The organism is Herbaspirillum sp. 1130, assembly GCF_017833835.1.
In the GTDB taxonomy this organism is placed as follows: Bacteria; Pseudomonadota; Gammaproteobacteria; order Burkholderiales; family Burkholderiaceae_D; genus Herbaspirillum; species Herbaspirillum huttiense.
Genome location: NZ_JAFICQ010000002.1, coordinates 779,353 through 792,063, shown reverse-complemented (window position 1 = coordinate 792,063; position 12,711 = coordinate 779,353). Strand labels below are relative to the sequence as shown.

Genomic DNA, 12,711 nt, shown 5'->3' with positions numbered 1-12,711 from the left:
TGGCCGTGCGACAATGCCTGTATGAGCACTTCTTCACCTTCCCTTGCCCCTTCCCCGACAACTCCGAGCGACGACGCTGTCGTGGCGCTGACACGCGCCTGGCTGGAACAGGCCGTGATCGGCCTGAATCTCTGTCCATTTGCCAAGTCCGTGCATGTGAAGAATCAGGTCAGATACCACGTCAGCCGGCAGCAGGATTGGAATGATCTTTCTGTCGAGCTGGAACAAGAACTGAGCTTTCTGGCAAAAGCCGACCCGGAACAGGTCGACACCACCCTCTTCATCCTGCCGCTCGCATTAGCCGATTTTCACGAGTACAACGATTTCCTGGACTGGGCCGATCGCCTGCTGGAAAGAATGGAGCTGGACGGGGAATTGCAGATCGCCAGCTTCCATCCGGATTACCAGTTTGCCGACGCAGGACCGGACGATATCGAGAATTACAGCAATCGCTCGCCTTTTCCCATCCTCCATCTGTTGCGAGAAAGCAGCATCGACCGGGCGGTGGCAGCCTACCCCGACGCGGCCGCCATCTTTGAGAAAAACATGGCTACCTTGCGCAATCTGGGGCTAAGTGGCTGGAATATGCTTCCATTTGTCGTATCAAAAGAACAACAATAGCAACTGCGCAAAAAATCCTGTTAATATCTGTTACAAATTCGAAAATGAGTTTCTGCAACTATTGTGGAATAGAATTTTCTGACTGCATGAAAAATGTGCAATTATTTCTATATAGACATAGAATTATTGTTGTGCTGCTGCTTCAGGCGCACTAGGTCAGAGAACAGAGAACTTGAACCGTGTTGTTTTGAAGCCGTTCTTTGATAGGGCTTTCGATATCTTGCAGAAAGAGGCAACGCCTTCTCGGATAACGTCAGTCGCGTTTTGCAGTTTTACAAACAATTAATGCATAGGCGCAATGCCTTCCACAAACATCTGCATAATGGAACGTCCCGATCATGAATACCCACGATACTGCTGAATCCAACTCGATCACCGATCACGTCAACTACGATCCCAACAATCTGCTCGATGCGCTGATCGAAAAGCTGCATCTGAAGAATGATGCCGCCCTGTCGCGCGCGCTGGAAGTGGCACCGCCGGTGATCAGCAAGATCCGTCACCGTCGCCTGCCGGTGGGCGCATCGCTGCTGATCCGCATGCACGAGGTGAGCGAACTGTCGATCCGCGAACTGCGCGAACTGATGGGCGACCGCCGCGAAAAATTCCGCATCAGCGACAAGCAGTTCAAGCCGAAGCCAGGTGCAGCGCCCGGCGCACCGGCACCGACTGGCGGCACCCCCGAGTAATCCGCTTCTGTCCGGCAGCATTGCCCCTGCGGTGCTGTTGCTGAGGCAGAGCTTCAGGAAAAACTTAGTTTCCGTACGAAAAAAACTAAGTTTTCCTTGCACCCGACCATATAAAAAAACGGAGCCATCGGCTCCGTTTTTCATTGCATCCTGTTGTGCGCATCGTGCGCATCGTGCGCGTCCGCTGCTGCGGACCACGCACTGCCTTCACCGCCTCAAGCCGGGAATACCCCAGTGGACAGATAACGATCCCCGCGATCGCACACGATGAAGACGATGGTCGCATTCTCCAGCTGATGCGACAGGCGCACCGCAACTTCACAGGCCCCTGCGGCGGAGATGCCGCAGAACAGGCCTTCCGTCACGGCCAGCTTGCGCGCCATGTTCTCGGCATCGGCCTGGCTGACGGATTCCACCTGGTCCACGCGGAAACGGTCAAAGATCTTGGGCAGGTAGGCTTCCGGCCACTTGCGGATGCCGGGAATGGACGAGCCCTCTTCCGGCTGCGCGCCCACGATCTGCACCTGGGCATTCTGTTCCTTGAGGTACTGCGACACGCCCATGATGGTGCCGGTGGTGCCCATGGCGCTGACGAAGTGGGTGATGCTGCCCTTGGTGTCGCGCCAGATTTCCGGACCGGTGGTCTCATAGTGCGCCAGCGGATTGTCGGCATTGGCGAACTGGTCGAGGATCAGGCCTTCGCCGTTCTTCTGCATCTGCTCGGCCAGGTCGCGAGCGTATTCCATGCCGCCGCTCTTGGGTGTCAGCACGATCTTCGCACCATAGGCGGCCATGCTCTGGCGACGTTCTTCGGAAAGATTTTCCGGCATCAGCAACACCATCTTGTAGCCGCGCATGGCCGCCACCATCGCCAGGGCGATGCCGGTATTGCCGCTGGTGGCTTCGATGAGAGTATCGCCGGGCTTGATCTGACCGCGCGCTTCGGCGCGGGTGATCATCGAGTAGGCGGCACGGTCCTTGACCGAACCGGCGGGATTGTTGCCTTCGAGCTTGCCGAGGATGAGGTTGTTGCGGCGCTTGGCTTCTTCGCCGCCGATGCGCGGCAGCTGGATCAGCGGAGTATTGCCGATGGTGGATTCGATGGTCGGATAAGACATCTGCTTGGCTTCCTTGCGCAGCCGTGCGCAGGCACGGGGCGATCTTTGGTCGAAAGGGGCATTCTAATATGACTCCACCGCATGTGCCGGCGGCGCGGCCTAACAAGATGCTTATAAGGATATAGCCAAATCATTTAAAGGAATGTTGCCCTGCCTGCCCATCGACGATGCCCTACACTGTAGTGAACGGTAGTGAACACGTCCCATCACAACTCCAACAGGGCGTACTCATCGGCAAGCGGCTGCGCAACCATGGAGACGACATGCACACCCATGACATCACCAATCAGGTCCCCGACCTGTGCGACTACAACCTCTACCGCAGTGACCTCGCCCTGAGCGAAGCGGTGCAGCGCGAAGGCGCACACTGGCACGACTGCACCCTGGCCAGCCAGGGCGAGCTGCTGGGCCGGGCCGAGATGCGTGAACTGGCCACGCTGGCCAACACGCAGCCGCCGGTGCTGCACACGCATGACCGCACCGGCCATCGCATCGACGTGGTGGAATTCCACCCGGCCTGGCATACGCTGCTGGAACAGCTGCGCCGCGCCGGCCTGCATGCGCTGCCGTGGATGCAGCCGGGCGATGGTGCCCACGCCGCGCGCGCCGCCGGCTACTTCCTGCATGCGCAGATCGAAGCCGGTTCGCTCTGCCCGACCACCATGACCTTCGCCGCCATCCCGGTGCTGCAGCAGGAACCGGCGCTGTTCGAACAATTGCGCAGCCGCCTCTTCTCGCGCGAGCACGACGGGCGCGACCTGCCGATCACGCAGAAGCGCTCCATCCTGATCGGGATGGGCATGACCGAAAAACAGGGGGGTTCCGACGTGCGCAGCAATGCCTCCATCGCCATGCCGGCCGATCCGCTGGAAGACGGGCGCGGCAAGGCTTACCTGCTCTCCGGTCACAAGTGGTTCTTCTCGGCACCGATGTGCGATGCGCACCTGATGCTGGCGCGCACCGAGAACGGCCTGTCCTGTTTCTTCGTGCCGCGCTGGCTGCCGGATGGCACGCGCAATCCCATCCTGATACAGCGCCTCAAGGACAAGCTCGGCAACCGCTCCAACAGCAGCAGCGAAGTGGAATTCGAGGAAGCCATGGGCATCATGGTCGGCGAGGATGGGCGCGGCATTCCGACCATCATCGAGATGGCCAACCACACGCGCCTGGATTGCATCATCGGCAGCGCCGCGCTGATGCGGCAGGCCCTGGTGCAGGCCCTCCACCATGCGCGCCACCGCAGTGCCTTCGGCCGCCGGCTGGCCGAACAGCCCATCATGCGCGCCGTACTGGCCGACCTGGCGCTGGAGAGCGAGGCCGCCACCCTGCTGATGCTGCGCGTGGCGCATGCCTTCGATGCGCCCGATGATCCCTTGCAACGCGCGTGGAAGCGCATCGTCACGCCCGCCGCCAAGTTCTGGATCTGCAAGCGCGCGCTGGAATTCACCGGTGAATGCATGGAAGTCTGGGGCGGCAACGGCTACGTGGAAACCGGTCCGATGGCGCGGCTCTATCGCGAAGCGCCGGTCAATTCGATCTGGGAAGGCTCGGGCAATGTGATGTGCCTGGACGTGCTGCGTGCCATCAGCCGCGAGACCGAAGGCTTCGCGCAACTGCTGATGGCACTGGACGATGCGGCCAGCACCCATCCTGCGCTGGCGCAGCGGGTGCGCTCACTCAAGCAGATGCTGTCGGCAGCAGAGGAAGAACGGGAAGCCTGTGCCCGGCGTCTGGTACAGCAACTGGTGCTGGCCCTGCAGGGCATGCTGATGGCGTGCCATGCCCCGGGCGGATCGGCCGATGCCTTCCTGGCCAGCCGCGCCGACGGCGATGGCGGACGTGTCTACGGTACCCTCGGCGGCACCAGCCTGGCGGCGCAGGAAGCCATCCTGCAGCGCGCCTGGCCCGATGCATGAGGCGACTGTCTCAGCCCGGCAGCGAGGGCATCAACGGACTGCGCTCGGCCCATGCCACGAAGAGTTTTCCACGGCGTGCGCGCACGCGGCGCTTTTTCATGGCGGAGTAGACCAGCTCGGCCAGCGTGCGCTGTTCGGCCGGGCTCATGGTCAATGACATGCGATACATGCGCAGCAGCATCAGGGCATTGTTCATGAAGGCATTGTCGGCAGCATCGCTGCGCGCCAGCGCCGCCATCTGCGCAGCCAGCGTGAGCGTACGCGTGCCGTCGGCGGCGGCTTGCGCGGGCTGGCGCAGCCACTGCGGTTCCTGATCCTGCAAGGCGATGCGTTCGAGCACCATGCGATAGGAGGCTTCCAGCTCGCCGGACTCGCCCAGGCTGTCGCCGATGGCCACCCCGGCCAGACCGGCCAGCAATTTCTCCAGCGCGCTGAAATTGCTGGCATGGCCGCTCAGTTCGCCATCGCGCCAGCCGCCGCCGGCGGGGTCCAACAGCCAGGCCAGGAAACCATGATCGAGTTGCGTCTGGCTGGCCGCGCGGCTGGCCAGCAGGCGGCGCGCGATCACGGCCTCTTCGCTGCTCATGCGCGCGGCATGCGACAAAACCTGCTCCACCGCCTCCATGCCAGCGTCTCCCGACTGGCCCACGGCCGTCAGGCCCGCCGCTGCGGCACGCCAGCGGCGATAGGCCGCCAGGTCGCGCGCCAGGGCATCGATGTCTTCCAGCGCCATTGCATGCGACTGCGCATAGGCGTAGGCCTCGGCCAACAGGCGGCGATCCCCATAGGCGAGGAAGTCACGTGGATTGGTCCCTGCCGCAGCACGGCGCACCGGGGACGGCTCGTCCTCGCGGCGCGTGACGCCGAAGACGCGTTGCAGCAGCACCAGATAGGCGCTGTCCTGCGCCGCATGGGCGCTGTTGCTGATCTGAACCAGATCGGCCAGGCGCGGTGCGGCGGCGATCAGTTCGGCCAGCGAGGGGCCGAGACGGGGCAGCATCAGTCCGCGAATCACGCCGCCGGCCAGCGCCAGCGGACCGAGCGGCAGCACCAGGGTTTCCAGCATGCGCGCCAGGTCGGCTTGTTGTTGCGGCGGTAAAGCATTCGGCGAGGAAGGCGACTGCAACTGGTAGAGATCGAGATACTGCTGCAGCAGTTGCGCGTAGTTGTCCGGATAAGCGGTCTGCTCCAATGCAGACAAGCTGGCATAGAACACCAGCGCCGCCGTGATGACCGGCTTCCAGTCACCGCTCTCCAACGCGCGCTGGAACACCGGTGCCCAGTACTTCTGATCCAGCGCAGTGCGCTGGTTGGCCGCTGCGTAGCGCTCGTTGGTGGTGTAGGCGCCGCTCTCGTCATAGACGATGGCCGACAGCTCGGCGCGCGACATGTAGGTAAACGGATTGTCCGCACGTCCATACAAGGACTCGGTGGCCTGGCGTGCCTGGCGCAGCCGCTGCGGATCATTCGACGGTGGCAGCTCGGCATCGGCGGCCGCAATCGCATCGGCCCCGCGGCGCGCGGCCACCAGCCGTGCTTCGATGGCAAAGAGCGTGTCACGCGTGATCGGGCGCGCGGCATCGATGAGGGTCTTCACCACGCCTTGCATGGGACTGGCCTGGGCCGCCTCGGTCGAATCGACCGCCGCCGTGGTCACGCTATCGACCGCCGTGGCCAGGGCCGCCATCAATTTGCCCTGGGCCGACAGCGACAGCGTCACGCCTTCTTCGGGCAGCGCGGTGACGGTCGCCACGGGCGCTCCCGGCGGCGCAGCGTTGGCCTCGTTGCGCGGCTGTTGTTGCTGGGCCAGTTGCGTGAGCGCATCGCGCGCCGTGATGGCCAGATCGGTTTCCATTGCCATGTCCACTCTCCTGGTTCGGAGTTCTCATGACTTGATTACGGTAAAAGATCGGCAATCTTTACACTTGCAAACCGGCATCATCCAGGCGGGACGCGGCGTCTCGGGCGATTGAGACGATTGCGGCGAACGTGGCGGCTCAGGATTTCTCCGATGCGCAGGGGCATGGCGAAGCGCTACATTAGGGCGGAACAGGAGAATCCCATGAACAAGACCCATGCCGTCGTCGCGCTGCTGGCGCTGATGCTGACCTGGCAAGCGGCCCGCACCGAGCGGGCCCTGGCCGCCAATGCCGGTGCGCTTGATATCTCGGTAGTGGTGGCGGAGAAATGCCGCGTCGATTTTTCCGAGGGCAGCGCCGATTTCTTCCAGGTCTGCTCCGTCGGCGAGGGCGTAGCCAATGAACGCGCCCAGCAGATCATGGGGGCCATCACGGCCCTCGCCCCGCAGGATGATCCCTACTTCCTGGAGCGTGACCCGCAGCGTCCCGAGCGCGCCGCAGGGGCAGACCGCGCGCAGGCTTCCGCACCGGCGGACCGGCGTGGCCCCAAGGTGGTGGTCATCAACTACTGAGCGGTTGAGGCCAGCGTGATGCGCCGCCGGTCCTGGCGCGGCAGGTAGTGATTGGGCGAGCTGCGCAGGGCCTTGCGGAACATGTTGGAAAACGCGCTCTGGCTGCGATAGCCCAGTGCCTGCGCCACCACCCCCACGGCATCCCCGCGCGCCAGCCGCACCAGCGCTTCGCTCAGGTGCACCTGCTGCACCCAGTGGCGAAACTGCAAACCCGTTTCCTTCGGAAACAGCCGGATCACCGTGCGCACGCTGGCCCCGCCCATCCCGGCCCAGTCGGCCAGCGAAAACTGCCGCCCGGGATCGTCCAGAATGGCTTCGCAGATGGCCTGCAGGCGGCGGTCGCGCGGCCACGGGATGGCCACCGGAATGGCCGGCGCACGGGCCAGTTCCGACAGGATCAGTTCGGCCACATGGCCGGCCCGGCTGCGCGGCGCATACTCGCGCGGCTCGGCCAGCAAGGCCAGAATCAATTCGCGCAGCAGCACCGACACTTCCAGCAGCCGGCATTGCGCGCCCAGCGCCTGGCCCTGCCGCTCCTCGATGTAGAGGGTGCGCATGCTCACGCGCGTGAGCATCAGGATCTCGTGCTCCACCTGTGGCGGCACCCACAACGCCCGCTGCGGCGGTACCAGCCACACGCCTTGCGGGGTGCGCACCTGCATCACCCCGTCCACTGCATAGAGCAGCTGGCCACGCCGGTGCGAGTGCGCCGTCAGCAGGTCGCGCGCCGACAGCTCGCGGGCAAAGGCCACCACGCTGCTGGGCAGGTGCTGGAAGGCATCCACTTCGGCGCTGGGGCAGACGGAAGTCAGGTGGGCACGCATGGCATTTATTCGACAACAAGTGTCATCAGCATGAATAGGTGCCAATGATACGCTTCGAGTCTTCCTCGTGCTTGCCATCCCCGACACCATGACCAGTGCCACCGACTCCAATGCCACCCTGCCTTCCGGCGCGACGGCCTCCACCGATTCTCCTGCGGCCATCGCCGCCCAGCCGCTGGTGATGAGCATCATCCTGGCCTGCGGCGGCGCCCACCTGATCAATGACATGATTCAGGCGCTGCTGCCCTCGATCTATCCCATGCTCAAGACCGGCTACGGGCTCACCTTTACCCAGGTCGGGCTGATCACGCTGACCTTCCAGGTCACCGCCTCCCTGCTGCAACCCTGGATCGGCATGTATACCGACCGCCATCCCCAGCCCTGGCTGCTGCCCACCGGTGCCGTGGCCACCCTGGTCGGCATCGTGCTGCTGGCGCTGGCGGGCAGCTTCACTGCCTTCCTGCTGGCCGCCGCCCTGATCGGCATCGGCTCCTCGACCTTCCACCCGGAAGCCTCGCGCATCGCGCGCATGGCCTCCGGTGGCCGCTTCGGCCTGGCCCAGTCGACCTTCCAGGTCGGCGGCAATGCCGGTTCGGCCTTCGGCCCGCTGCTGGCGGCGGCCATCGTGGTGCCGTATGGCCAAGGCAACGTGGCCTGGTTCGTGCTGCTGTCGGTGCTGGCCATCGTGGTGCTGTCGCGGGTGTCGGCCTGGTATCGCGGCCATCTCGCCGCCAACAAGGGCAAGGCCAGGCCGCGTGCGGCGCAGGCACTGCCGGCGGCTACCGTGCGCCGCGCGCTGGTGGTGCTGGCGCTGCTGGTGTTTTCCAAATACTTCTACATGGCCAGCTTCACCAGTTACTTCACCTTCTACCTGATCGAACGCTTCCAGATGTCGGTGGCCTCCTCGCAGCTGTATCTGTTCCTGTTCCTGGGCGCGGTGGCGGTGGGCACCTTCGTCGGCGGCCCGATTGGCGACCGCATCGGCCGCAAGCTGGTGATCTGGATCTCGATCCTGGGCGCCGCGCCCTTCGCCCTGATGCTGCCGCACGCCAACCTGTTCTGGACGGCCGTACTGTCGGTGGTGATCGGACTGGTCATCTCCTCGGCCTTCGCCGCCATCGTGGTCTATGCGCAGGAACTGGTGCCGGGCAAGGTCGGCATGATCGCCGGCGTGTTCTTCGGTCTCATGTTCGGCTTCGGCGGGATCGGCGCGGCCCTGCTGGGCCATCTGGCCGACCTCTACGGCATCGCCTGGGTCTATGGCCTGTGCGCTTTCCTGCCGCTGGCGGGCGTGCTGACGGTGCTGCTGCCGGATGTGCGCGAGCGCTGACAGGGAGTTGACCTTTTACCCAAAGAAAAACCGCGCTGGCCTGTCAGGCCAGCGCGGTTTTTTCATCAAGATGACTTCGGTGTCGAACCGGCCTGCAGCGTGAATCACTGCCGCGCGGCATCCCGCAAGCGGAACAAGGCCACCACTTCAGCCAGGCGCGCTGCCTGCTCCTGCAGTTGCTGCGCCCCGGCGGCGGCCTCTTCCACCAGTGCTGCGTTCTGCTGCGTGGCCTGATCCATGTGGGCCACGGCGTCGTTGGTCTGCTGGATGCCCTGGCTCTGCTCGCGGCTGGCGGAGGTGATCTCGGCCACCACGTCGCTGACCTTGCGCACGCTTTCCACCACGCTGCGGATGGTGCTGCCCGCTTCGCTGACGGTCTGCTCGCCGGCGCGTACCTGCTCCACCGAATCGCCGATCAGGACCTTGATCTCCTTGGCGGCCGTGGCCGAACGCTGGGCCAGCGAGCGCACTTCCGAGGCCACCACTGCAAAGCCGCGTCCCTGCTCGCCGGCGCGGGCCGCTTCCACCGCTGCATTCAGGGCCAGGATATTGGTCTGAAAGGCGATGCCGTCGATCACGCTGATGATGTCCACGATTTTCTGCGAGGAGGCATTGATGGCGCTCATGGTCTGCACCACCTGCTCCACCATGGCACCGCCACGGCCGGCGATCTCGGAGGCGGACTGCGAGAGCGTATTGGCTTCCTGGGCGTTGTCGGCGTTCTGGCGCACGCTGGAGGTCAGTTGCTCCATGGCGGCCGCGGTCTGCTCCAGCGAGCTGGCCTGCGATTCGGTACGCTGCGACAGGTCCATGTTGCCGCTGGCGATGTCGCGCGTGGCGGCATGGATGGTGTGGCTGGCTTCGCGGATGTCGAGCATGACGTGCTCGACCTTGTCGACGAAGCGATTGAAGGCGGCACTGATGCGGCCCAGCTCATCGGTACTGCCGTGGGTATCGAGGCGGCGGGTCAGGTCGCCATCGCCATCGGCGATTTCTTCCAGCGCACGCTGCACCACCGACAGGCGGCGCAACACGCGCGAGATCAGGGCACCCAGCACCAGCGCCGCGAGGATGGTCACCAGCACGGCCATGACGCCCGAGCTGGCCAGCATGGCGGTCAGCGAAGCCAGCGCATCGGCGCGGTCCACCGCCACCACCAGCAGCCAGTCGGTGCCGGCCACACGGGCAGCGAACAGCATCTGCTGGCGGCCATCCAGGGCCAGTTCCTGATGGCTGTTGGCGGCCATGGCGGCGGCCAGCGATTGCGGGGTGATGGCGGCATCCAGGTCCGACAGCGGCTTCAGCCGCAGCTTGTCATTGGGGTGGGCGATGATCTTGCCGCCCAGATCGACCAGGAAGGCGTAGCTGTTGGGGGTCGGCTTGATGGCCACCACGTCGGCCACCACGCTGTCGAGCAGCACGTCGGCTGCGGCCACGGCAGTGACCTGGCCATCCTTGCTGATGGCTTCGGCAAAGGTCACCAGCAGCTTGCCGGTACTGGCGCTGGTGTAGGGCGCGGTCAGCACCGGTCCTTTGCTGGAGGCGGCCAGCTGGTACCAGGGACGCTTGGTCGGATCGTAATCGGGGGCCCGGTTGCGCTGCTGCGAGAACACGGCGTGCTTGTCGGCATAGCCGATGTAGGCCAGGTCGAAGCCACCGGCGGTCTCGGCCGCCTTCACGAAGGGCAAGGGCTCGGCGGCATCGGCCGCCTGCTTGATGGAAGACACCACCAGTTTGCGGGCGTCGGACCATTCGGCAATGGCAGACGCCTGGCTTTGCGCCAGCTGGGCCATCTGGCCATCCAGCGCGCTCATGGTGCGCGATCGCGCCGTGAGGAAGTTGGTCAGCACGATGGCCAGCATGGCCAGCACGACGATGCCCGCACAGAGGGCGATGAGTCGGGTACGCAGGGAGGAAGATGTCATGATGTGTGGATCTGGAAAAACTGTGGATGATCGGCAAACGCCGGCCCCGGCCACAGCAAGGCTGTGGTCGGACCTGAAGGCGGATGGAATGTCGTTATGACCCCGGTCTGGCCGGAGTGCAGGGAATGGTGTCGTCCGCAGTCATGAGCCCGGCCGCTGCCGTGGCTCGCCCCGTTCTGATGCGGATGACGCCATGTCGGATCCTTCCCCCGTTGTAGTCACGCGATGCGATTGATTGCAAGCGTAACAGCGGGCGATGCGGGCGTTTCACAAAATCGTGAAGTTCCCGGCACATGCAGATGAAGTGATGCGCGCATGCCACGTTGCCATGCGGAAACGCCCACCCTGCTTGCCGCACGGCGGGCGCTGCACTTTTCTTGCGATTTAAGTCTGGCTTAATTTTCGGGGCCTAAAGTACGCACATCGGGATCTCCTCTTTCCCCTTGTCCGCTGCGACGACATCCAGCGGATCTTTCAGCCCGTCCCTCCCCCGGACGGGCTTTTTTTCGTGACGGCGCGCTTGGCCGGTGTTCCAGGGCTCTCAGGCCGCCTGCGACAGATCCGGCTGACCGGCCTGCGCCCGCAGCGCACTGATGTGCTCGAACAGATGGCGGGCATCGCGGTCGATGCCCGAGAAGCGGCCCGAGCCCCAGGTGTATTGCCAGGGCAGGGCGAGGAAATACAGACCCGGTGCAGCCGTCACGCCGCGCACATGGCCGGGGTAGCCGCGCCCGTCGAAGATGGGTTCGGCGATCCAGCTGAAGTCGGTACGGAATCCGATGCACCACACCACGGCCGAGATACCCCGTGCGCGCAGGTCGAGCGTGCGCACTTCCTCAGCGGGCGGCTGCCAGACGGGCACATAGCGGGCCTCCGTCGGGGCCTCGATCTGCTGCGCGGCGATGAACTTGTCGATGCTGTCCTTGATGCTTTCGGAGACTGCATCGGCCTCGTCGAGATAGCCCTTGAGGCCGCCACCGAAACGCACCACCTCGCCCTCCAGCGTGTCGAACTTGCCGTAGAGCTGCATGCCTTCCAGGGCGAACTTGCGCAGGTCGATGTCGCGCCCGCCATCCCGGCCCGTGACGTAGTGATTGGTCTTCTCGCGCACCCCGGTGCCCAGCGGATGCTGGTCGACCGGAAGGTCGTAATACTTCATCTTGTCCAGCCACTCCACCACATCCTTGCCGCGATAGGTGCGCGCCACGCGCGGAGCTTCACCCACGCCCAGATGCACGCGCCGGCCGGCCAGGTGCAGGTCCTCGGCGATCTGGCAGCCGGACTGGCCGGTGCCGACCACCAGCACTTCGCCCTCGGGCAGCGACTGCGGATTGAGATACTGGCTGGAATGGATCTGCACGATATCGGCCGGCAGGCGCTCGGCCGCGCGCGGCACCACCGGGATGTGGTAACCGCCGACGGCCACCACCACCTGGTCCGCCGTGTAGGCGCCATCGCTGGCGCTGAGATGCCAGCGCTCCCCCGCGCGCCACAGCTTCCCGACCGTCACGCCTTCGCGCACCGGTGGCTTGAAGCTGGCCACGAAACCATCGAGGTAGGCCACGATCTCGTCCTTCTTCATGAAGCCATAGGGATCGTCGCCGCGATACGGATAGCCGGGCAGGTTGCATTGCCAGTTGGGCGTGACCAGGCAAAAGGTATCCCAGCGTTCATGCCGCCAGGCGTGGCCGACCTGGTGTTTTTCCAGTACCACGTGATCGATGCCGGCTTGCTTCAGGTACCAGCTGATCGACAGGCCAGCCTGGCCGCCGCCGATGATGATGACGCTATGGTGGCGCGCCGCGCCTGAGACTTGGTTGGACATGGTGTACCTCGTGCAGTGATGTCGTGTTGGAT

General features: G+C 64.4%; 10 protein-coding genes. 5 read left to right on the top strand and 5 right to left on the bottom strand.

The genetic code is table 11. The annotated features are described in order from the left end of the window. Positions 1–21: 21 nt before the first annotated feature. Together JOD78_RS12355 and JOD78_RS12350 are read left to right on the top strand one after the other, a co-directional pair. Positions 22–621: a DUF1415 domain-containing protein gene (locus JOD78_RS12355; RefSeq protein WP_051156686.1), complete on the top strand. Its 600-nt coding sequence runs from the start codon at positions 22–24 to the stop codon at positions 619–621. Between the two features lie 338 nt (positions 622–959). Beyond that, positions 960–1,310: a hypothetical protein gene (locus tag JOD78_RS12350; protein ID WP_209567888.1), complete on the top strand. Its 351-nt coding sequence runs from the start codon at positions 960–962 to the stop codon at positions 1,308–1,310. Positions 1,311–1,525: 215 nt separating this feature from the next. Here the strand turns inward: JOD78_RS12350 and cysM are convergent, their stop codons facing one another. Further along, a complete protein-coding gene (gene cysM / locus JOD78_RS12345) occupies positions 1,526–2,428 on the bottom strand; it encodes a cysteine synthase CysM (protein ID WP_209567889.1) in 903 nt (300 codons plus the stop codon). Between the two features lie 263 nt (positions 2,429–2,691). Here cysM and JOD78_RS12340 point away from each other — a divergent pair, with 263 nt between their 5' ends. After that, entirely contained in the window at positions 2,692–4,344 is a 1,653-nt protein-coding gene (locus JOD78_RS12340; RefSeq protein ID WP_209567891.1) for an isovaleryl-CoA dehydrogenase, read from the top strand. 10 nt (positions 4,345–4,354) lie between these two features. Here the strand turns inward: JOD78_RS12340 and JOD78_RS12335 are convergent, their stop codons facing one another. Continuing rightward, positions 4,355–6,205, bottom strand: coding sequence for a hypothetical protein (locus JOD78_RS12335; RefSeq protein WP_209567893.1), 1,851 nt, complete (start codon positions 6,203–6,205; stop codon positions 4,355–4,357). Between the two features lie 201 nt (positions 6,206–6,406). Here JOD78_RS12335 and JOD78_RS12330 point away from each other — a divergent pair, with 201 nt between their 5' ends. Next, entirely contained in the window at positions 6,407–6,775 is a 369-nt protein-coding gene (locus JOD78_RS12330) for a hypothetical protein (protein WP_209567895.1), read from the top strand. On the opposite strand, the gene JOD78_RS12325 is transcribed toward JOD78_RS12330, so the two are convergent. Next, positions 6,769–7,599, bottom strand: a complete 831-nt coding sequence (locus JOD78_RS12325) for a helix-turn-helix transcriptional regulator (protein WP_209567897.1) — start codon at positions 7,597–7,599, stop codon at positions 6,769–6,771. The two genes, JOD78_RS12330 and JOD78_RS12325, sit on opposite strands and share 7 nt — an antisense overlap. A gap of 88 nt (positions 7,600–7,687) precedes the next feature. Here JOD78_RS12325 and JOD78_RS12320 point away from each other — a divergent pair, with 88 nt between their 5' ends. After that, on the top strand, positions 7,688–8,929 hold the full coding sequence (locus JOD78_RS12320) for an MFS transporter (RefSeq protein ID WP_121044808.1): 1,242 nt from the start codon (positions 7,688–7,690) through the stop codon (positions 8,927–8,929). Between the two features lie 104 nt (positions 8,930–9,033). On the opposite strand, the gene JOD78_RS12315 is transcribed toward JOD78_RS12320, so the two are convergent. After that, positions 9,034–10,854, bottom strand: coding sequence for a methyl-accepting chemotaxis protein (locus JOD78_RS12315; protein WP_034338452.1), 1,821 nt, complete (start codon positions 10,852–10,854; stop codon positions 9,034–9,036). Positions 10,855–11,395: 541 nt separating this feature from the next. Next, positions 11,396–12,679, bottom strand: a complete 1,284-nt coding sequence (locus JOD78_RS12310; protein WP_209567899.1) for an MSMEG_0569 family flavin-dependent oxidoreductase — start codon at positions 12,677–12,679, stop codon at positions 11,396–11,398. Positions 12,680–12,711 lie beyond the last annotated feature (32 nt).